At 70.5% G+C, this 21157-nt stretch carries 17 protein-coding genes; 11 read left to right on the plus strand and 6 right to left on the minus strand.

Going from position 1 to position 21157, the window contains the following annotated elements:
• Nucleotides 1–53: 53 nt before the first annotated feature.
• Nucleotides 54–1541 carry an ABC transporter substrate-binding protein gene (locus PV646_RS17470; RefSeq protein WP_500343057.1) on the plus strand — a complete coding sequence of 496 codons (1488 nt, stop codon included), beginning with the start codon at nucleotides 54–56 and terminating at the stop codon, nucleotides 1539–1541.
• The gene (locus PV646_RS17475; protein ID WP_500343059.1) at nucleotides 1541–3349 is read left to right on the plus strand and encodes an ABC transporter permease subunit; all 1809 of its coding nucleotides are present in this window, start codon (nucleotides 1541–1543) and stop codon (nucleotides 3347–3349) included. The genes PV646_RS17470 and PV646_RS17475 overlap by 1 nt, the downstream gene beginning before the upstream one ends.
• Here PV646_RS17475 and PV646_RS17480 read toward each other — a convergent pair.
• Nucleotides 3243–4211: an alpha/beta fold hydrolase gene (locus PV646_RS17480; protein ID WP_500343063.1), complete on the minus strand. Its 969-nt coding sequence runs from the start codon at nucleotides 4209–4211 to the stop codon at nucleotides 3243–3245. The genes PV646_RS17475 and PV646_RS17480 overlap by 107 nt on opposite strands.
• A 62-nt stretch (nucleotides 4212–4273) precedes the next feature.
• Here PV646_RS17480 and PV646_RS17485 point away from each other — a divergent pair, with 62 nt between their 5' ends.
• Nucleotides 4274–5221 (plus strand): helix-turn-helix transcriptional regulator, encoded by a 948-nt coding sequence (locus tag PV646_RS17485; protein WP_500343064.1) that lies wholly within the window; start codon nucleotides 4274–4276, stop codon nucleotides 5219–5221.
• Between the two features lie 12 nt (nucleotides 5222–5233).
• On the opposite strand, the gene PV646_RS17490 is transcribed toward PV646_RS17485, so the two are convergent.
• On the minus strand, nucleotides 5234–6052 hold the full coding sequence (locus PV646_RS17490; protein ID WP_500343066.1) for an SDR family NAD(P)-dependent oxidoreductase: 819 nt from the start codon (nucleotides 6050–6052) through the stop codon (nucleotides 5234–5236).
• A gap of 260 nt (nucleotides 6053–6312) precedes the next feature.
• On the opposite strand from PV646_RS17490, the gene PV646_RS17495 reads away from it, so the two are divergent.
• The 8 genes from PV646_RS17495 to PV646_RS17530 all read left to right on the plus strand — a co-directional run bounded on the left by PV646_RS17495 (nucleotide 6313) and on the right by PV646_RS17530 (nucleotide 15610).
• Nucleotides 6313–7164 carry a hypothetical protein gene (locus tag PV646_RS17495; RefSeq protein WP_500343069.1) on the plus strand — a complete coding sequence of 284 codons (852 nt, stop codon included), beginning with the start codon at nucleotides 6313–6315 and terminating at the stop codon, nucleotides 7162–7164.
• Nucleotides 7154–7636, plus strand: coding sequence for a hypothetical protein (locus PV646_RS17500; protein WP_500343072.1), 483 nt, complete (start codon nucleotides 7154–7156; stop codon nucleotides 7634–7636). Before PV646_RS17495 ends, PV646_RS17500 begins: the two co-directional genes overlap by 11 nt.
• Before the next feature lie 115 nt (nucleotides 7637–7751).
• Complete coding sequence (locus tag PV646_RS17505) at nucleotides 7752–8801, plus strand: LacI family DNA-binding transcriptional regulator (RefSeq protein ID WP_500343073.1); 1050 nt, start codon at nucleotides 7752–7754, stop codon at nucleotides 8799–8801.
• Nucleotides 8802–8886: 85 nt separating this feature from the next.
• Entirely contained in the window at nucleotides 8887–10239 is a 1353-nt protein-coding gene (locus tag PV646_RS17510) for an ABC transporter substrate-binding protein (RefSeq protein ID WP_500343076.1), read from the plus strand.
• The gene (locus tag PV646_RS17515; RefSeq protein ID WP_500343078.1) at nucleotides 10236–11111 is read left to right on the plus strand and encodes a carbohydrate ABC transporter permease; all 876 of its coding nucleotides are present in this window, start codon (nucleotides 10236–10238) and stop codon (nucleotides 11109–11111) included. Before PV646_RS17510 ends, PV646_RS17515 begins: the two co-directional genes overlap by 4 nt.
• Complete coding sequence (locus PV646_RS17520; protein ID WP_500343080.1) at nucleotides 11108–11962, plus strand: carbohydrate ABC transporter permease; 855 nt, start codon at nucleotides 11108–11110, stop codon at nucleotides 11960–11962. The genes PV646_RS17515 and PV646_RS17520 overlap by 4 nt, the downstream gene beginning before the upstream one ends.
• Before the next feature lie 20 nt (nucleotides 11963–11982).
• The gene (locus PV646_RS17525; RefSeq protein WP_500343082.1) at nucleotides 11983–14067 is read left to right on the plus strand and encodes a beta-galactosidase; all 2085 of its coding nucleotides are present in this window, start codon (nucleotides 11983–11985) and stop codon (nucleotides 14065–14067) included.
• 19 nt (nucleotides 14068–14086) lie between these two features.
• The gene (locus tag PV646_RS17530) at nucleotides 14087–15610 is read left to right on the plus strand and encodes an RICIN domain-containing protein (protein WP_500343084.1); all 1524 of its coding nucleotides are present in this window, start codon (nucleotides 14087–14089) and stop codon (nucleotides 15608–15610) included.
• Nucleotides 15611–15655: 45 nt separating this feature from the next.
• On the opposite strand, the gene PV646_RS17535 is transcribed toward PV646_RS17530, so the two are convergent.
• From PV646_RS17535 to PV646_RS17550, 4 genes are all read right to left on the minus strand, one after another.
• A complete protein-coding gene (locus PV646_RS17535; protein ID WP_500343086.1) occupies nucleotides 15656–17122 on the minus strand; it encodes a glycoside hydrolase in 1467 nt (488 codons plus the stop codon).
• A gap of 39 nt (nucleotides 17123–17161) precedes the next feature.
• Nucleotides 17162–18163, minus strand: a complete 1002-nt coding sequence (locus PV646_RS17540) for an SGNH/GDSL hydrolase family protein (RefSeq protein WP_500343088.1) — start codon at nucleotides 18161–18163, stop codon at nucleotides 17162–17164.
• A gap of 44 nt (nucleotides 18164–18207) precedes the next feature.
• A complete protein-coding gene (locus PV646_RS17545; protein ID WP_500345025.1) occupies nucleotides 18208–20478 on the minus strand; it encodes a rhamnogalacturonan lyase in 2271 nt (756 codons plus the stop codon).
• 424 nt (nucleotides 20479–20902) lie between these two features.
• A complete protein-coding gene (locus tag PV646_RS17550) occupies nucleotides 20903–21106 on the minus strand; it encodes a cold-shock protein (protein ID WP_189154936.1) in 204 nt (67 codons plus the stop codon).
• Between the last annotated feature and the right edge of the window lie 51 nt (nucleotides 21107–21157).

A 21157-nucleotide genomic window follows, 5' to 3' on the forward strand; every position in this document is an offset into this window, starting at 1 on the left:
TTGTCATGAGCTAACGTCGGCGGGTCGCCGTTCTCATGACGTCAGGAAGCCTCATGCACCACCGCGCGCCTCTGGCCGCCACTGGACTGGTCGTCGTTTCGGTCCTCCTCGCCGGCTGTTTCGCTTCCGGGGCAGGGGAAACGGCGGGGGAGACCAGGATCGCGCTGGCCATGATGCAGCCGCCGCGGTCGGGTCTGTCGCCGTTCAGCGACGACGCGTTCAAGCTGTCGCGCTGGTCCGCGGCGGAGACGCTGGTGAAGCTGGACGACAACGGCGACGCCCGCCCCGGACTCGCCACCGAGTGGCGGCGCACGTCCGAGACCGCGTGGGAGTTCACCGTCCGGCCGGGCGTGCGCTTCCACGACGGCAGCACCCTGACGGCCGCGGCCGTCGTCAACACGCTCACCAGGGCGATGAAGGCGGTGCCGAAGCCGCGTATCCTCGACGGCGTCACGCTGACCGCGTCGGTGGTGGGGGAGAAGCTGGCCGTCACGACCGCGACGCCGGATCCGCTTCTGCCGCAACGCCTGTCGTCGCCCCAGCTGTCCGTGCTCGCCGAGAGCGCGTACTCGGCGGACGGCAAGGTCAACCCGGTCGGCACCGGCAGCGGGCCGTTCCGGCTGGTGAGTGTCGGTGGGACCACGAGCGCGACCCTCGACCGCTTCGACGGGTACTGGGGTGAGAAGGCCGAGGCCGCGGGCATCGACGTGTCGTTCGTCCCGGACGGCGCCGCGCGTGCCGCCGCCATCCGCAGCGGGGAGGCGCACATCGCCGAGGCGGTCCCGGTCTCGCAGGCGGCGTTGCTCGATCCGCGGACCGTCAGCGAGGTGCCGATGCCGCGCACCAACACGGTGTACCTCAACACGAGGTCGGGTCCGTTCGCCGATCCGGCGGTGCGGGCCGCCGTGCGCGAGACGATCAACGCCGGTCAGCTCGTGAGCGGCGTCTACGAGAACCGCGCGGACGTGGCCAAGGGGCTGCTCGGGCCCGCGTTGCCGTGGACCGTGCAGGCGCGCAAGGAGATCACCGGCCGGGTCGCCGCCGGCAAGCCGAACGGCGCCACGATCACGCTGGCGACGTTCACCGACCGCGCGGAACTGCCCGAGGTCGCGTCGATCGTCCAGCAACAGCTGCAGGACAACGGTTTCAAGGTGAACCAGGTGGTGCGCGAGTACGCCCACATCGAGCAGGACATGCTGGCGGGCAAGTTCGACGCGTTCATCCTGTCGCGGGCGACCGTGCTCGACTCGGGCGACCCGGTGGCCTATCTGAAGTCGGACTTCACCTGCGACGGCTCCTTCAACATCGCGCAGTTGTGCGACGAGAACGTCGACCGGGCCGTGCGCGCGGCGGAGGCGGCGGAGGCGGGTGACCAGCGTCGTGCGGCGATCATCGAGGCCGAGGCGGCCGTGCTGCGCACCGACGCGGCCATCCCGATGTTGCACGAGCGCGTGATCCAGGGTGACGCCACCTCGGTCGTGGGTTCCGTGAAGGACCCGCGTGAACGGGCGCTCATCACCGCCGCCACGCACGTGAAGTGATGGCACGCAAGGGAGTCGTGCTCTCCCGGCTCGGCGCGCTCGCGCTGATCACGGTCGTCGTCGGGCTCCTGCCGTGGTTGTCCGGTCGTGATCCGGCGTTGTCGGTGCTGCGGGCGAGGTCGGCCGAGCAGGAACCGACGGCGGAGGCGCTCGACGCGGTGCGGCGGCAGCTCGGGCTCGACGCCGGACCGGTCGAGGTGTTCACCGGCTGGGCGGCGGGTCTGCTGCGAGGGGACCTCGGTCGTTCCTGGGCCGGCGGTGCCGAGGTGCTGCCGACCGTGCTGTCCGGCCTCGGTGTCTCCCTCATGCTGATGTGCGCGGCCGTGGTCGTCGCGCTCGTCGTGGCGTCGGCGTTGTGCGTGCCCGGCCTGCTGCGCGGTGCCCGTGGTGACGAGACGGGAGCGACCGGTGGCGCGGGTGCGGCGCTCGCGGCGCTGCCCGAGTTCCTGCTGGCCGCCGTGGTGCTGGTGACCCTGTCGGTGTGGCTGGGCTGGTTCCCGCCCTACGGCTGGCAAGGCCCGCAACACCTGGTCCTTCCGGCGCTCTCGCTCGGCATCCCCGCCGGTGCGGTGCTGGGCACGCTGTTCGCCGACGCGCTTCCCGCGGTGTTCCGCGAACCGTGGGTCGCCGTGTGGCGGTCCTGGGGTTGTGGCCGATCGGTGCTCGTCCGGGGTGTCGTGCGGCGTGCGTTGCCGCCGTTGCTGCCCCAGGCGGGGTTGGTCGTCGTCGGCCTGACCGGTGGTGCGGTGGCGGTCGAGGCGGTGTTCGCGGTTCCCGGGATCGGCAGGACCGCCCTGGGGGCGGCGCGTGCGCAGGACGTGCCGCTGTTGCAGGGGTGCGTGCTCGCGCTCGTGCTGCTGGGGCTCGCGGCCGGTGCGGTCGTCGGCGTGGTCCGCCGGCGCATGCTGGGACCCGCCCTGAGGGACGCCTCCCTGTCGTTGCCCGCGCTCGTCCAACGGACGCGGACCCGTTGGCACGGCGCGGTTCCCGTGGCGAGTGCGGTGCTGACGGCGGTGGTGATCTGCTGGGGTCTGCTGCGTGATCCGCTGAGGATCGAGACGGCGGCCCGGCTCGCGGCGCCGAGCTGGGCCCACCCGCTGGGGACGGACGGACTCGGCCGCGACGTGCTGGCACGGGTCGCGCACGGCGCACCGGCGACGATCGGTGTGGCTGTCGCGGTGTGCGTGTGTTCCTACGTCTTGGCTGTGGCCCTGGGTTTCCTGCCCGGTGTTGCGCGAGGCGCTGCGGAAGCGGCGAACTCGATGCCGCCGGTGATCGCCGGCATCCTCGTGGCCGCGGTGCTGGGCCCCGGCACGTTCGGAGCGTCACTCGCCGTCGCGCTGGTCTCGTGGCCCGCCCTGGCCGCGCACGCCGCGGCGCTCGTGGAGCAGACGCGCGCCTCGACCCACATCACCGCGCACCGCGCACTCGGTGCGACGCCGTCGTGGATCGAGCTGCGCCACGTCCTGCCCGCCGTCGCGGGCCCGGTCGCCCGCAACGCCGTCCTCCGGTTGCCCGGAATCGCGCTGGCCCTCGCCTCCCTGGGCTTCCTCGGTCTCGGCTCCCAGCCGCCCGCGCCGGAATGGGGGCTCATGCTCGCCGAGTCGCTGCCCTACGTGGAGCGGGCGCCGTTCGCGGCGTTGAGCCCCGCGGTGATGCTGGTGCTCGTCGCCGTGTTCAGCATGTCGTTGTCCGCCCTGCTCACGACCTCCAGGCCCGCCCGTCGTGTCGTGCCAGCCAGTCCAGGATCGCCTGGTTCAGTTCCTCCGGCTTCTCCTGCTGCATCCAGTGGCCGCAGTCGAGGCTGATCACCTCCACGCCGGGCACGAACTCGGCCAGGTTCCCGGACCTGGCAATCACGTCCCGGTCGCCGTAGACCATGAGCGCGGGCTGGTGGACCACCGGGTCCACGTCCGCCAGCAGGTGCCAGTTGCGGTCGAGGTTCCGGTACCAGTTCAGGCTTGCCGTGAACCCGGACGACGTGAACGCGGACACGAGGACGGCCAGTTCGTCGTCACTCATCACCGGATCGCCCAGAGGTGTCTCCGCGCGGGCGAGATCGAGGAACGCCATGCCCGGCTGCGGCTCTCGGGGAGGTTCGTTCTTCCGGAACAGGTTGCGCAGGAACCGGGAGGTGTTCGCCTCGAACACCGCGTCCGCGACGCCGGGCTGCCGGTTGAAGTGGACGAGGTGGGAGTCACCGCCGAGCAGTTCCTCCAGGAACTCGACCCAGGGCTTCTCGCCGCGTTCGGGGTAGGGCAGGCTCAGGTTGATCACCTTCCGCACGCGGTCCGGGTGCAGAAGCGCCAGTCCCCACACGACGTTCGCGCCCCAGTCGTGGCCGATGAAGGTGGCGTCCTCGTACCCGTGGTGGTCGAGGAGCGCGACGAGATCACCCGTGAGGTGGGCGATGTCGTAGTCCGTCACCTCGGCCGGGCGCGACGAGTTCCCGTACCCGCGCTGGTTCGGGACGATGACGTGGTAGCCCGCGGCGGCGAGGGCGGGCATCTGGTGGCGCCAGGAGAAGGCGTGTTCCGGCCAGCCGTGGCAGAGCACGACGGCTTTGCCCGCGTTCGGCCGGCCCGCTTCGAACACTTCGAGCTCCACGCCGTTGACTCGGACGAGCGTGGGCTCGGGGAAGTCGGCACGGAGGGTCGTCGGTGAGGTCATGACACCATCCTGCGACCGAAACCGGTCAACCCATGACCTGTTTCCGTGGCAGTCTCACCGGCGTGGGAACCGACAGGCTGGTGGCCGTACTCCTGATGCTGCAACGGCGCGAGCACGTGACCGCGGCGGAGGTCGCCCGGGAGTTGGAGGTCTCCGAGCGCACGGCCCGCCGGGACCTCGACGCCCTGGCGATGGCAGGGGTGCCCGTCTACTCCACGCAGGGCAGGGGCGGCGGCTGGCGTCTCGTGGGCGGCGCCCGCACCGACCTGTCCGGGTTGACCGCGAGCGAGGCCCGCGCCCTGTTCCTGGTGGCGGGTCAGGCGTCGGCGGCGACGCCCGCGGTTAAAGCGGCTCTGCGCAAGCTCGTCCAGGCCCTTCCGGAGCCCTTCCGCGTGCAGGCCGAGGCCGCGGCGTCGGCGGTGGTCGTCGACCCGCCGCGCTGGGGGACGAGCCGGGTCGAGCGCCGGTCACCACGTTTTCTCGACGCACTCCAGGACGCGGTGATCCGCGGCGTCCAGGTGCGGTTCGGTTACGTCGACGGCAAAGGCGCCGAGACCGTGAGAACCGTCCACCCGCTGGGCGTCGTCGCCAAGGGCCCGTGGTGGTACCTCGTCGCCACGACCGAGGCCGGCCGGCGGACCTTCCGCGTCGACCGCGTGTCGTTCGCCGATCCGACCGTCGACGCCGCGCACCGGCCCGCGGACTTCGACCTCGCCGCGAGCTGGCGCGAGATCGCGGACGAGGTCGACCGCCGGCGGACACCCCTCGTGGTCCAGGCGGTGTGCGTGGCGCACGAGATGAGCCGGCTCCGCATGGTGATCGGCGATCGGCTCGAGGTGGGAGCGTCCACATCGGACGGGCGCGTCGAGGTCGCGATCCGGGGGTACAACGAGTACGCGCTCGCGGGTGAGCTCGCCGGTCTGGTCGACTGGATCGAGGTGACCGGTCCGCCGGGGGTGCGGGACCAGTTGGCCGCGATCGGCTCCGCGCTCGTGGAGCGGTACGGCTGAGACAGCGCCAGATCAGTCCCGCTGACGGCGAGCCAGGAGTTTGCGCTGGGTCCGGCGACCGTGCGCCACCATGAACGGGATCGCGCGCAACCCGAAGCGCGGGAACGTGTCGGCGAGCCGGGCCAGTGCCCCACGCCACCGCGGCACGGCGGTGACCGGCTTCGGCCTGTCGAGCACGGCGGCGACGGCGGCGGCGATGTCGGCGGGCTGCAGGAGTGTGCCGGAGAACGACAGCGCGGCCGCCGGGTCGTCGAGCTTGTCGTGGAGCATCGGTGTCCAGATGCCGTCCGGGCAGACGCACGAGATGTCGATGTCCCGGATGCCCGCCTGCCGGAGATCGGCGAGGGTGCTGAGGCTGAAACCGAGGGCCGCGTGCTTGGAGGCGGCGTACACCGCCTCGCCCACGACGGCCGTGATGCCCGCGAGGGACACGATGTTCACGACGTGCCCGCCGCCGTGACCGCGCATGGCCTGGATCGCGGCGACCGTGCCGTTGATCGTTCCCACCGCGTTGACCTCGATCATCAGCCTGCGGGTGGCGGTGTCCTGCTCCCATGCGGGCCCGGTCACCAGCACCCCGGCGTTGTTGACCCAGACGTCGAGGCGGCCCGCACGGGCGACGATGTCGTCGCGTGCCGCTGCCACCGCGGCGTCGTCGCGCACGTCGAGCACCCGTGCGATCGCGCCGATCTCGGCGGCCGTCGCGGTCGCGGTGGCCTCGTCGACATCGGTGACCAGCACCGTGTAGCCGCGTTCGACCAGCATCCGCGCGACCAGTCTGCCCACGCCTCGCCCGGCCCCGGTCACGACCGCGCCCGCTTTCGCTGTCATCGGAGCAGTATCGCGCTCCCGGCGCCGGCGGCAGAACAGCGTGCAGAGGCAATCACATCAACGTCGCCGTCAAGATGACGAGGAAATTCAATTGAACCATTTACATTCTTGACGAACATATTTGTCTCTGGTGACACTGGCTCCGGTGGCGGCGCGCAGTCGCTCTGCCAGGTGAAAGGTCGAAGCCGTGTCCTCGTGGGGGGCGATGCGGGCCTGCCTGGTCCATACCACTTCCGACCTTCGTCGAGGCAGGATCGCCGTTGCACACTCCAGTCACACCGCTCACGCGTCCCGGGATCGTCCGCCGTCTGTGGTGGCGCTCCGCCCAGGGCCCGAGGCTCGCCGTCGCGGGTCTGAGCGTCATCACCACGGTCGCCGCCACGGGAGTGATCACGTTCGGCGGCGACGCGTTCCCGCTGGCGCGGGGGAGCTCCGGTCTCGAACAGTCCGCGCGGGGAGGCGACTCCGTCGAGGCGACCGTCCGCGAGGTGTCCGAAGTGGACTCCTTCGAGGGGGTGGAACCGGGCACCGGCCTTCCCTTCCGCGCCCGTGTCGCGGGGGTGCTCCGGACCACGGACTGCTGGCTCGCCGAGTCCCGCGCGGCCGCTCGGGAGTTGTTGCTGGGCAAGGAGGTGCGGCTCCTCGTGCGGAGGGACGGCACCTCCGGGGGAGATCAGGTCGTGGTCGACGTGGTGCTGCCGGATGGGCGGGACTACGCGCGGACCGTCGTGCAGGACGGCGCGGCGCCGGCGGATCCGGCCGGCCGTGAGGAGCTCGTGCCGGTCGAGTCCGCCGCGCGTCAGGACCGCCGTGGCCGGTGGGCGGCCGGGTGTGAGGTCGTCGAGACGTCGGTGTCCAGCGCGCCGTCCACGACCGCGCCGAGCACGTCCACGACGACGACCACCGTTCCGGTCACGACCGAGTCCAGTCCCGCGCCGTCGTCGTCATCGCCCTCGCTGACGACGTCCTCGCGCGCTGACGGACCGCGACCGGTCGTCCTGGCGGGCACGCGGTGCGATCGGGAAGGGGATCTCGGGACGACCATCACCGGCAGGGAGATGGTCTGCGCCCGCAACGGCAACGGTGAGCTGAGGTGGCGGCGTGCCAGGTGAGAGCGAACCCACGGCCCCTCGCCTGGCGGACGGCGGGGTGCCTCGCGGCCTGACCAAGGGCGGCTGGGTGCGCACGACCGGCTGGCTCCAGGTCGGCGACCGGCCGGTGAGCTCCGCGTACGTCGCCGCGACGGTCGGACTGCTGTGGGCGCCGATCGTCGCGGTCGCGGTGGTGCCCGCGTTCCCCGTCGCGGCCGGGATCCTGGTGGTCACGGCGCCGGTGCTGTCGGGTGCGGTGTGGTGGGTCTTCACGACGCGGCTGAGGCCGTCCTCCTCGGCGCGCAACGTCGGGCAGAAGCAGGCGGACGACCTCGCGCCGGGTGACGTCGTCCGGCTGCACGGGTCGATCGGGCCGGTCGGCCAGGTGACCGAGGTGACGCGCGACGAGGGCGTCCTGGTGGTCTTCCACGGCGGCGGACAACTCTCGTGGGCCTCCTGTCACGTCGTGCAGATCGCGGAACTCCTCAGCTGAAGCCCAGCGAGAAGTCTTGACGCGAGACGCGCGTCACCGCACTATGACTGCGCAGACATGACTGCGCAGTCATAGTCAGCGGACAGCAAGATCCGCAACGGCCGGAGGGGCTACGATGGCGCTTCACACGAGTCTCGGTGGGAGCTCAACTGTGCCGCGCAGCGTCGACGTCGCCCGTCTGGCCGGGGTCTCGCAGAAGACCGTGTCCAGGGTCTTCAACGACGAGCCGTACGTCTCGGCCGACGTGCGCCAACGGGTGCTGGACGCCGCGGAGACGCTCGGCTACCGGCTGAACAACGCGGCCCGCGCGCTCGCGTCCGGGCGCACCCGGTCCATCGGCGTCGTCACGCTCGGCACGGCTCTCTACGGTCCCGCCTCGCTGCTCATGGGCGTCGAACGGGCCGCCCGGGACACGGGGTACGCGCTGCGCGTGGTGAACACGGTGGAGGGTGACCCGTCGGGCGTCGCCGGCGCCGTGAGCTCACTGCTCGACCAGGGCGTCGACGGCATCGTCATCTCCGAGCCGATCGACGAGGGCCCGATGCCGGACGGGATCGACGTGCCGGTGCTCGTCCTCGGCGGGCCGGCGTCGTTCGCCGGACCGCGGGTGGTCACCGCCGGCGTCCGCGGGCACGAGATGGCCCAGGCCGCCACCGAGCACCTGCTCGCTCTCGGCCACACCACCGTGCACCACGTGGCCGGTCCGCAACGCTGGTTCGCGGCCAGGGAACGGCTCGAGGGCTGGCAGGCCGCGCTGGCCGCGGCGAACGTGCCCGAACCCGCGGTCGTCGCGGGCGACTGGTCCGCGGCGTCCGGCTACGCGGCCGGCCGGGAACTGGCCGCGATCCCTGATCTGACAGCGGTTTTCGCGGCGAACGACGACATGGCGATCGGACTGGTCCGCGCGCTGACCGAGGCCGGCCGCCGGGTGCCGGAGGACGTCAGCGTCGTGGGCTTCGACGACATCCCGCTCGCCGCCTACATCACCCCACCGCTGACCACCGTGCGTCAGCCGTTCGATGCCGTGGCACGCGAGGGTTTCGCCCTCCTCGTGCACGCCGTCGAGAAACCGCAGGAACCCCCGCTGCCGACGGGTGACCAACCGGTCGACCTGATCGTCCGCGCCTCCACCGCGTCCCCGCCATCCACGGGGTCACGCACCTAAGTAGCGCAACCACGCGCAATTCGCCTTCACCAGCACGCGTTCCCTTCGCGTGCCGGTCGTCCCTGCCTGCCTCCAGGAGCACTCCATGTCCCCACTGCTGAGCCGCAGATCGTTTCTCGCCGCCACGGGCGCGGTGTCGCTGAGCGCCGCGCTGGGCGCCTGCGGTGCCGACGGCGCCACCCCCGCCGCCGGACCGGTGAGCCAGAGCGACATCGACAAGGCCATGACCACCCCGACCGAACTGACGTTCTGGACGTGGGTCCCGAACATCGAGAAGGAGATCGCGCTCTTCGAGAAGAAGTACCCGGCGATCAAGGTGAAGGTGGTCAACGCCGGGCAGGGCACGCCGCACTACACGAAGCTGCGCACCGCTCTGCAGGCCGGCACCGGCGCACCGGACGTCGCGCAGATCGAGTTCCAGTACATCCCGACCTTCACGGTCATCGACAGCCTGCTCGACCTGGCACCGCACGGCGCCGCGGCGCTGAAGGACCGGTTCGTCGACTGGACGTGGGGACAGGTCACCGGCCAGAACGGTGAGGTCTGGGCGATCCCGCAGGACACCGGCCCGATGGGAATGCTGTACCGGCAGGACATCTTCGACACCTACGGCATCGGGGTGCCGAAGACCTGGGACGAGTTCGCGGCGGCGGCGCGCAGGCTGCACACGGCCAACCCGGAGATCTACCTGACGAACTTCGCGGCGAACCAGGCCGCCGCGTGGCACGGGCTGCTGTGGCAGGCGGGCGCGAAACCCTATGCCAGCACCGGGAAGAGCGACATCACGATCAAGGTCGACGACGACGTCTCGAAGAAGGTCGCCGGATACTGGGGCGGCCTGGCACGGGAGGGCGTGATCGGCGTCGAGACCGACTTCACCGACGCCTGGTACACGGCGCTCAACAACGGCAAGTACGCCACGTGGATCACCGCGGCGTGGGGCCCGGTGTTCCTGTCCGGCTCGGCGAAGGCGACCGCGGGCAAGTGGCGTGCCGCACCGCTGCCGCAGTGGGACTCGGCCAAGCCGAGCTCCGGCAACTGGGGCGGGTCGACTAGCGCGGTCATCAAGGCCACGAAGAACCCGATCGCCGCCGCCCAGTTCGCGCAGTTCCTCAACACCGATCCCGAGAGCGCGAAGATGTTCGCGGCCGAGCAGTTCCTCTTCCCGCCGACCAAGGCCCTGCTCACCGACGCGGCCTTCGCCGGTCAGGCACTGGACTTCTACGGCGGGCAGCAGGTCAACAAGGTCTTCGCCGACATCGGCGACACCGTGAACAACTCGTTCCAGTGGCCGCCGTTCCTCGACCAGGTGGTGACGGACTGGACCGAGACCGTGGGGAAGTCCCTGGCCGACAAGGCGGACGCCGTCGCGGCGCTCGGTGAGCTGCAGCCGCGGATCACCGCCTTCGCCGAGAACCAGGGCTTCACGGTCCGATGACGACACGTCGCCACGGGGCGGCGGGACCGCTGTTCGTCGCCCCGTTCATGGTGCTCTTCGCGCTGTTGTTCATCACGCCGCTGGCCTATTCCGCCTACCTGAGCCTGTTCCAGCACAAGCTCATCGGCGGTACGGCCTTCGTCGGGCTGGACAACTACGTCACGGCCGTCACGGATCCGTTGTTCCTGCGCGGAGTCGGCCGGGTCGCGGTGTTCTTCGTGCTCCAGGTCCCGGTGATGTTGTTGCTGGCACTGCTCTTCGCGCTCGCGCTGGACAGCGGACTGGTGCGGCTCGCGAAGGTCGTCCGGCTCGGGATCTTCGTGCCGTACGCCGTGCCGAGCGTGGTCGCCGCGCTGATGTGGGGCTACCTCTACGGACCCGACTACGGCCCGTTCGCCCAGCTCGGCCGGATCCTCGGCACCGGGGTGCCGGACTTCCTGGGCGACGGCTGGATCCTCGGCAGCATCGCGAACATCGTGACGTGGGAGTTCGTCGGCTACAACATGATCATCCTGTACGCGGCGCTGCGGACGATCCCGCGCGAGCTCTACGAGGCCGCCGCAGTGGACGGGGCGGGGGCGTGGCGGATCGCCTGGTCGATCAAACTGCCCGCGCTGCGGCCGGCGCTCCTGCTCACGTTGCTGTTCTCCGTGATCGGCAGCTTCCAGCTGTTCAACGAGCCGAAGCTGTTGCAGCCCCTCGTGCCGACCGTGATCGACAGCTCCTACACCGCCAACCTGTACGCCTTCTCGCTCGCCTTCACCGGCCAGCAGGTCAACTACGCGGCCACGGTGTCGTTCCTCCTCGGCCTGGTCATCGTGATCGTCTCCTACGCCGTCATGCTCACCGCGAACCGCAGGAGCGGCTCATGACGACCCGGCGCAGCACACCTCTGACGATCGTCATGCTGGCCGCCCTGGCGTACTTCCTGCTGCCGTTGTGCTGGCTGCTGGTCGCGTCGACCAAGTCCACCCAGGACCTGTTCACGACGTTCGGGCTCTGGTTCTCCGAGGCCCCGCAGCTGTTCACGAACATCGGGTCCACCGTGACGCACGGCGGCGGGGTGTTCGCGCGGTGGATGCTCAACACCGCGATCTACGCCGTTGTCAGCGCGGTGGGTGCCGCGCTGCTGGCGGCCGCCGCGGGGTACGGGTTCGCCAAGTACTCCTTCCGCGGTCGCTCCGCCGGGTTCACCCTGGTGATCGGCGCCGTCATGGTGCCGACGACGGCCCTCGCGATCCCGACCTACCTGCTCTTCGCGCAGGCGGGCCTGGTCAACACGCCGTGGGCGGTCATTCTGCCCTCACTGGTGAACCCGCTCGGGCTCTACCTGATGCGCGTCTACGCCGAGGACGCCGTGCCGGACCACCTCGTCGAGGCCGCCCGCCTCGACGGCGCGAGCGAGGTGCGGATCTTCTTCGGGATCGCCCTGCGGCTGCTGGGGCCGGGCCTGGTGACGGTCGTGCTGCTCACGCTCGTGACGACCTGGAACAACTACTTCCTGCCGCTGATCATGCTCAACGACCCCGAGCTCTACCCGGTGACGGTCGGCCTCGCGTCGTGGGCCGCCCAGGCCCAGAACGGCGGCGCGGGGGCGAGCAGCGAGATGCTCCCGCTGGTCGTGACCGGGTCGCTGCTGTCGATCTTCCCGCTCGTCGTGGCCTTCCTGCTGCTGCAACGGTTCTGGCAGAGCGGCCTGACCGCCGGCGCAGTCAAACAATAGTCCTCTGTGGAGGTTCCACCATGGCGGTTCTGCCCGCCCGTGTCCTGTTCGGCGCCGCCTACTACCACGAGTACCAGCTCACCGACCGGCTCGAGGTCGACCTCGACCTGATGGCGGAGGCGCACTTCACCGTCATCAGGGTGGGGGAGTCGGTCTGGTCGACCTGGGAGCCCGACAACGGCCGGTTCGACCTCGACTGGGTGCAACCGGTCCTGGACGGCGCCCACGAACGCGGGATCGCGGTGATCCTCGGGACCCCGACCTACGCCGTGCCGCCGTGGCTGGCGCGGCAGTACCCGGAGATCACCGGCGAACGGGCCACCGGCCGGCGGATCGGCTGGGGCGCGCGGCAGGAGGTGGACTTCACGCATCCGGCGTTCCGCTTCCACGCCGAACGCGTGATCCGCGCGATCGTGGCGCGTTACGCCGGGCACCCGGCCGTCATCGGGTTCCAGGTCGACAACGAACCGGGCAACGAACTGCTGCACAACCACGGCGTGTTCCAGAGGTTCGTCGACCACCTGCGCGAGAAGTACGGCGACGTCGAGACGCTCAACCGGGAGTGGGGCCTCGTCTACTGGTCGCACCGGCTGTCCACGTGGGCGGACCTGTGGACGCCCGACGGCAACGCGCAGCCGCAGTACGACGTGGCGTGGCGGGAGTTCCAGGCGCGGCAGGTGACCGAGTTCATCGGGTGGCAGGCCGACATCGTCCGCGAGTACGCCCGGCCCGAGCAGTTCGTCACGACGTGCATCTCCTACACCCGGCCGGCGGTGGCCGACGACGAACTGAGCGCCCGCCTCGACATCGCCTCCGGCAACCCCTACTACGACATGCAGGACGGTCTGGCGCTGCCGGACCGCACCCCCGACGACTTCGAGCAGAGGTGGAAGACCACCGGCGTGTGGTCGCTGCGGCAGACCGCGGACTGGATGTTCTCCTCACGCCAGGAACCGTTCCTGGTCACCGAGACCAACGCCGGGTCCATCGGTTTCCCCTGGGACAACCGGCCCGCGTTCGACGGTCAGTGGCGGCAGGTCGCGTGGGCACTCGTGTCCCGGGGTGCCCGCATGATCGAGTACTGGCACTGGCACACCCTGCACTTCGGCGCGGAGACCTACTGGGGTGGCATCCTCCCGCACACCGGCAAGCCCGGCCGTGCCTACGCGGAACTGGCCGCGCTGGGCGCCGAGTTCGACGCGGCGGGCGCGCTGGTCGCCGGGCTCGAACCGGACGCCGACATCACGATGGTCTACTCGACGCCCAGCAAGTGGCTCATGCGGAAGTACCCGCCGCTGTCCACTTCGGACGGTGAACCGGACCCCGCCGCGTACCACCGGATCCTCGACCCGTTCTACCGCGGCGCGTTCGACGCCGGCCTGCAGGTGCGGATCGTGCACGCGAGCCGGCTGGGCGGCCTGACGCCGGAGGTGGCCGCGCTCCGGCATCCGGTGCTGGTCGCCGCCGCGCTCTACGTGGTGGACGACGAGACGATCGACTGGCTCGCGGCCTACGCCGAGGCCGGCGGCCACCTGGTCCTCGGGCCGCGCACCGCGTACGCCGACCACGAGGCACGTGCCCGTCCGGAAGCGGCTCCCGCCCGCCTGACCGACGCCGCGGGCGTGCACTACGACGAGTTCAGCAACCTCCGCGCGGACGTCCCGGTGCGCGGCCTGGCCCCGAAAGCCACGGCGAGGCACTGGATCGACGGTCTCACCGTGACGACCGCCGAGGTGCTCGCCGAGTACGACCACCCGCACTTCCGCCGCTGGCCCGCCGTCACCACGCACGCGCACGGCAAGGGTCGCGTGACCTGCGTGGGCACCGTGCCGGGCCGCGATCTCGCACGGGCGCTGGCGCACTGGCTCCAGCCGCTGCCGGTGAGCGGCTGGAGCGACCTCCCCGGCACCGTCACGGCGGCGACCGGCACCTCCGCGGACGGCCGTCGCGTGCACGTCCTGCACAACTGGAGCTGGGCTCCGGCGCGCGTGCAGGCACCCGTCGAGCTGACCGACGTCCTGTCCGGCGATCCCGTTCCCGCCGGTGCGGCGCTGGACCTCGGGCCCTGGGACGTGCGCGTCCTCGCCACCGTCACACCCTGTTGAACCCAGTGAGGAGTGGACAATGTCGTCCCTGCGCAGACATCGGACCTGGCTGCTGGCGGTGGTGCTCACCCTGGTGGGCACCGCGTTGACAGCGGCTCCGGCCCAGGCGTACGGACCGTCGGTGCTCGTGGCGCCGTCCGGCTCGTGCACTCGCCCGTACTGCTTCACCTACGCCAAGTCCGCCCAGTTGCCCAGCGGCAGGATCGTCGCCACCTACGAGGACAACGACCAGCCGCTGGAGAACATGACGTTCCCGATCTGGAGCAGCACCGACAACGGCGCGTCCTGGTCGAAGAGGTCGTCGGTCGCCGACACCTCGCCGCGCCGGTGGGGCAACTGGACCAACCCGAACCTGTACGTGCTGCCCCGGCGGGTCGGCACCATGCCCGCCGGAACCCTGTTGCTGGCCGGGATCTCGTCACCGCCCGACCGGTCCGCCACCGCGATCCAGCTCTACCGCAGCGACGACGAGGGCGCGACCTGGCAGTGGGTCAGCGAGGTGGCGCTCGGCGGCGGCCAGTGGGGGAGTGCGAACCCCACCCCGATCTGGGAGCCCTACCTGCTCGCCGCGAACAACCGGCTGATCGTCTACTACTCCGACGAACGCGACAAGCAGGACCACGACCAGAAGATCGTGCACCAGACCTCGTCCGACGGCCTGCGCTGGGGACCCGTGGTCGAGGACGTGGCGGCGGCGGACCGCGCCCTGCGACCGGGCATGCCGATCGTGACGCGCATGGCCGACGGCCGGTACCTGATGGTGTACGAGGTCGTCGGGCGCCCGGACACCCCCAACAACTTCAAGATCTCCGCGAACCCCGAGTCGTGGAGATCGGGCGACATCGGCACGACGCTCGACTACGGCGGCAGCCCGATGGTCATCACCCAGCCGAACGGCCGGCTCGTCTACAACTCCCACGGCTCCTCGGACGTCCGGGTCAACACGGCCAACGGCACCGGCCCGTGGACGCCGATGCGCACGCTCATGCCCAAGGGCTACAGCCGGATGCTCCAGCACGTGGCGGGCACCGGCCGGGTCCTGATCCTGTCCGTCGAAGGGTTCTGGGTCGGCACGCGCAACAGCGTCCACTACGGCGACGTCGACCTCGGCCACAGCGTCGGCGCCTACTACAAGCTGGTCAACCGGCGCAGCGGCAAGGCGCTGGAGGCCTACCAGTCGAGCTTGGAGGACGGCACGAACGTGGTGCAGGGTGACGACAACGGCCGCGCGAGCCAGCAGTGGCACCTGACCGACGCCGGTGACGGGCGCAGGACGTTGTTCAACCGCAACAGCGGCCGCGTCCTGTCGATCTGGGGGACCAGCGGGGCGGACGGGGCACGCGCCGTGCAGTGGGTGGAGAACAACGGCGGCGACCAGCAGTGGCAGGTGGTCCCGGCCGGCGACCACGTCAGGCTGGTCGCGCGGCACAGCGGCAAGGCGCTGTCGGTGCTCGACGGGTCCACCGCGAGCGGCGCCCAGGTCGAGCAGCGCACGGACACCGGGTCGCTCGACCAGCAGTGGCGGCTGGTGCGGGTCGGCTGACCCGCGCGGCAGCCTGAACGCGTGGTTCAGGCTGCCGTGCCCTGGTCAGGCCGACACGCCGTCGAGCTGGAAGGTCTGCACCTGGCCCGCGGCGAACGGGACCCGGAGCAGGTTCCCGGTGAGCCGGACGTCGGTGCGCTGGACGTAACGATCGCTGCCGCTGGTCGTCGAGGTGGACCAGCGGGTGATCAGACCGGTCGGCAGGGTGCCGAACCGGGAGAGGTCGTAGGTGATCGTCTGCGCCGACGTGGCGGTGTTGACGCCCACGACGACGAGGCGGCGCGACGACGGGTCGTACGCGGCGGCGGTGTTCCCGGCGGAGGCCGAGACGATGCGCATGCCCGGCCGGATGTGGCGGGTGAACTGCGCGAGTACGAACAGCTTGTTCTGCACGGAACCGGCCTGCAGCGTGTCCGCGTTGTAGTCGATCAGCGCCCAGACCGGCGTCGGGTCCATCACCTGCCAGTAGCACCACGCCGTCGGGTGCAGCCAGCGCCAGTCCAGGCAGAGGTTGCTCGCCAGGGAGAGACCCGTGCCGTCCTTGTCGCCGTACTCGGAGTTCCACAGGACCTTGCCCGCCGACCGGGCGTCGCCGTGCACGAGGTCCCGCCGTCCGCCCGAGCCCTGGTAGCCGTGGACGTTGATCTGGTTCACGACGGACCTCGTGGTGGCGTCGAAGGAGGTCCACGTGCTGTGCGCGGCGTCGTAGCTGGTCTCGTCCGACGCGGCGATGCGCATGCCGGACAGGCCGCGGTTGTTCATCTCCTCGCGCAGGTACCGCAGCACCGTGCGCTGAGTGGCCGGATCGAAGTGGCAGCCCTCCTGCTTTCCCGTCGCGGACCAGTAGTTCGACGCCGGTTCGTTGAACGGGGAGATCGTGCGGAACGTGACGCCCCAGTGGTCGCGGAAGTGCCGGGCCACCTCGGCCAGGTGGACGCCGTGGTTCCGCTGGTTCCACGACTGCAGGTTGTCGGCCGAGGCGTTGGCGGCACCGGAGGGGTTGTGGTTGAGGCACATCCACCACACCGGGGAGTTGGAGAAGAGCTCCGTCATCGCGCCGCGCGCCGTGGCTTTGACCACCGCCGCGCGCTGTTTGGCGTCGGCGTTCCAGTTCCACGCCGACGACGTGGGATCGGTGTCGCGCCAGTCCTGCCAGTAGGTCTCGATCTGCTTGAAGCGCGGGATGTTCGGCGAGGCGACCATGCTCTCGCCGTTGACGGAGTTCCAGCTGCACGCGCCGAGGTTGTAGCGCGCGATGTTCATCCCCAGGCCGGGCAGCGACTGTCCCTTGTAGACGACGTTCCCGGTGGTGAACCACAGGTCCGCGAAGTCGTCCCGGTCACCGAAGACGTTGGCCCACCAGGCGAGCGAGGTTCCCCAGCCCTCCCAGGTGCCGTGGTCGGGACTCGGATCGACGGTGACGGTCTCGTCGGCACGAGCGCTACCGGTGCCCACCGCCTTCGCCGCGACGGCGGCGGCCGCGCCGGCCAGCATTGTCCTGCGCGTGACCATGAGGATCTCCCAACTCGGTTTGTGCGTGGTGGAGGCCGCTCAGAGCTTCGCGCCGACGATCGGTGCCAGGCGCTCGGCGATCTTGCGGTGCCCCTGGTCGTTGGGGTGCACCTTGTCGGTCGTGTCCGCGGTCTCGTCGATCCAGCCCGTGGTGTCGACGAACTGCACGTTGCGGTCCCCGGCGTCGGTGAGGACCTTCACCGCTGCCTGGGTCTCGGGCAGGTACCGCTTGCGGAACGTGCCCATCGCGAAGATCGCGGCGGCCGGGTACTTCTCCCGCACCCGCCGCAGCAACGTCACGTAGGACGAACGGAACTGCTCTCCGGTGACGCTGTGCCCCACGTCGTTGGTGCCGAGGTTGACCACGACGGCGTTCGCCCGGTAGCGGCCGAAGTTCCACGCGGGCGCGCCGAGCGCGAGTCCCGTGCGCAGGAAGCCCTCCCGCATGCTCAGGCACCCGTCCGCCGCCGGGTGCAGGCACGAACCGCCCACGGCGATCTGGGTGTGACCCGCCTTCAGCTTCTCCCCGGTGAGCCAGCCGTACGCGGTCAGCGCCTGCTTGGACGACTGCTGGCCCACGGTGATCGAGTCGCCGACGAACTCGACGATCTTCTGCGGGACGGCGGGGGCGAACGTCTGCGCCCCGGTGTCCAGTGTGACGCCCTGGAACACCGCGTCTCCCTTGTAGGAGCCCGCGACGGGGCGGTACGACACGCGCAGCGTGTGCCGGCCGGGCGCGAGCTTGACCGGTGTCAGGTCGACGGTGCCGCTCCTGTTCACATAGGACACGTCGGGCCCGCCGTCGATGCTGACGAAGAAGTCGATGGCCCGGCGCTGGTTGAGCTTCACCGTCGTGCCGGTGAAGCCGACGACGACGTAGGCACCGGCCCACTCGGAGACGAACGCGGTCGACGAGGTCGTGTTCCACCGGCCGAAGTACCGGACGTCCGGGTCGGTCGGGGAGACGGTGACCGCGGCGGACGCGGCGGGCGCCGCGACCACCAGACCGGCCAGCACGGCGGCGATGACGAGAACCTTCACGGTGAGTCCCCTCGGAGCAGGGTGGTGACGTGCGGGGCGATCCCTCAGCACCGGTTCCTCTTCGGGCAGGGGAGCGGGACACGAGCCCAGTCGACGTCGGCGCCCCAGTAGAAGCCCGGGTAGGAGGGCTGGTTGTAGGTGGTCTGCTGGCGGGCCACCTCGACGCGGTACTGGCGGTCGTGCATCAGCGTGTACATCTTGTGGTTCGTGGGCTCGGTGCTCGTGTGGAACCTCAGGGCCGAGCTGTCCTGAGTGCGGACCACGAGTTCCTCGCGCCAGTCACCGAAGACGTCCGCCACGAGCGACGGCGTGCCCTTGGTGCCGTTGTTGGTCCGGGTTCCGGTGGCGGTGAGCAGCGTGCCGCGCCGCCAGTCGTCGATGGTCGGCGTCACGTCCTGGGCGCCGTTCACGATCTGGGTGGTCATGTCGCCGGCCCAGCGGATGCTCATGTTCGTGCCGGGGGAGCGGGTGTCGAGCTGCCGTCCGTCGGCGCTCCGGATCCCGGCCGAGTCCGAACCGCCCGGCATCGACGCCCACGTCTCCAGGCCGGGCACGTCGGGACGCACGTCGCCGATCATGCCGCGGCCGGTGTCCATGCCGGAGTACGCGCCGTAGACCACGTCGCCGGTCCGCGCGTCGCGCAGCGTGTAACCGTAAGGGGCGGAGCGCGCTCCCTCGTGGACCATGTAGGTCTCGAGGCCGGGACGGTTCGGGTCGATGTCGGTGACGTGCAGGGCGTCTCCGTGACCGACCCGAACCGCGGTTCCCGGATCCGCGCTTCCGGGTGGCAGGACGCCGGTGGAGCTGTAGAGCAGCGCGCCGTCGTGGTCGAGCGTCGCGCCGCCGTAGACGATCTCCTGCCTGCCGTCACCGTCCACGTCGGCGACGCTGAGCGAATGGGCGCCCTGCGTCGTCAGCTTCGCGTGGCCGGGATTCGTGCCGTCACGGCCGTGAGGGCTGTCGCGGAACGGGTTCGTCATCGGCACCCAGCCGCTGTCGGCGAGCCAGCGCTTCACGAGCCGCTTGCCGTTCCAGTCGTACGCGGCGACCGTGGACCGGGTGTAGTAGCCGCGGGCGAAGATCGCGGAGGGACGCTCGCCGTCCAGGTACGCCACGCCGGCGAGGAAGCGGTCGACCCGGTTGCCCGGTTCGATGCGGCTCATCGCGTAGTCGCCCCACATGAGCCCGTCGTCGTGCCGGCCCGGTTCGTAGCGCACCGTCTGGAGCTCCCGGCCCGTGGCGCCGTCGAACACCGTCAGGTACTCCGGTCCGCTCACGATGAAACCGGCGAACTGACGCAGTCTGTTGTTGGCGCTGCGACTCGGCGCGTAGACGTCCATGAAGTGGTCGGCCAGGGCCGCCGCGTCCTGTTCGGACAGTGGGTACGCGTACCGCGGCTCGATCCCCAGCGCCAGTTCGATCGTCGCGGGCCAGTGTCCCGTGACGACCTCGGGATGCGCGTGCCAGGACCGGAACATCCCGACGAGGTGGTCGCGGTAGCCGTCGGGGCTCAGCCGGTAGTCGTCGGAATGCGAGTAGCCCGCTCGCACGTCGTCGCGCGGCATCGTGACGTACCGGTCCCGGCCGTCGCGGCCGATGACCTTCGTGCCCGGCGCGGTCTTCGTCATCAGCTCCGCGCGCCCGTCCCCGTCGAAGTCGTGGACGAGGAACTGGGTGTAGTGCGCGCCCGCGCGGATGTTCACGCCGAGATCGACGCGGTGCAGCAACGTCCCGTCGAACCGGTAGGTGTCGAGGTACACCGGCCCCGTGTAGCCGACCTGCGAGACGTCCTTGGAGTTGCTGGGATCCCACTTCACGACGTACTCGTACTGCCCGTCGCCGTCCACGTCGCCGACGCTCACGTCGTTGGCCGAGTAGGTGTAGCTCTCACCTGCGGGAGTCACGCCGTCCGCCGGCCTGCGCAACGGCAGATCGCGGTACGGGGTCGTCCACGCCGTCACCGCCTTGCCGCGCCCGAGCGGGACACCGCGGACGACGGGCGCGACCTGGTACCGCGCACCGGCGGTGGGGGACGGGTCGAGGTAGGTGGTGCTGTCCGTGACGGTCGCCACGCGCTTCCCGTCCCGGTAGACCGCGAAGTCCGGTCCGCGCAGACCGGTGGTGCCCGCGCCGGTGGCCTCCCGGCCGAGCAGGCGCCAGCTCAGGTGCACACCGCCGCTCGTGGTGGACGCGACGAGCCCGCGGTCGAGGCGTTCGAGGTGGCCCGGGGAGGGATGCCACACCTGTGCGGTGGCAGGCAGCGGGCCGGTCAGAAGGGTGGTGGTCACCACCGCGAGCAGGACACTTCGTCGCATCACCACGCCGGTTACGATGAACCGTTTGACACCCGCACGCAATAGTCAGCTTTGTTGACATACAACAGGGAAAGCGTTTTCCAGAACTGTGTCGGCGCAGTGCGGTTCGACGGCCGGGCGGGATGTTGAAACGATTCAAGCAGCTCAGCCGGGGCGACACCGGCTCGCGGCCGCCGGGCGGGACGATCAGTCCGCGTCCGGGACGTTCCCCGGTCGCGGAATTCACCACGGTCGAATCGACGCCGCGTTCGACGACGTTCGACATCACCGCCCACGGGAGTCGGCACGACGCCGGACGAGGTCGTCGCGGTCACGGAGTTCGTCGAGTGGGTGCGAACAGCACAGAGCCCGGCTGGATGATCCATCCGGCCGGGCTCTGGTGTAGTCCGCAGGTGCCGCCGATGGGCCGGCGGCAGGCAGAGGACTAGGCGGGGACGATGTTCTCCGCCTGCGGGCCCTTCTGGCCCTGCGTGATGTCGAAGGAGACCTTCTGGCCCTCCTGGAGCTCACGGAAGCCCTGCGCGACGATGTTCGAGTAGTGGGCGAAGACGTCGGCGCCGCCACCGTCCTGCTCGATGAAGCCGAATCCCTTTTCGGCGTTGAACCACTTGACGGTTCCGGTGGCCATGGTGCACTCCAAGCATGAATGTGGCGCCCGCACTGTGCGGGAGCCGAGGTG

Origin of the sequence: Streptomyces sp. ID05-26A, assembly GCF_033794685.1 — a bacterium.
Taxonomy (GTDB): Bacteria; Actinomycetota; Actinomycetes; order Mycobacteriales; family Pseudonocardiaceae; genus Lentzea.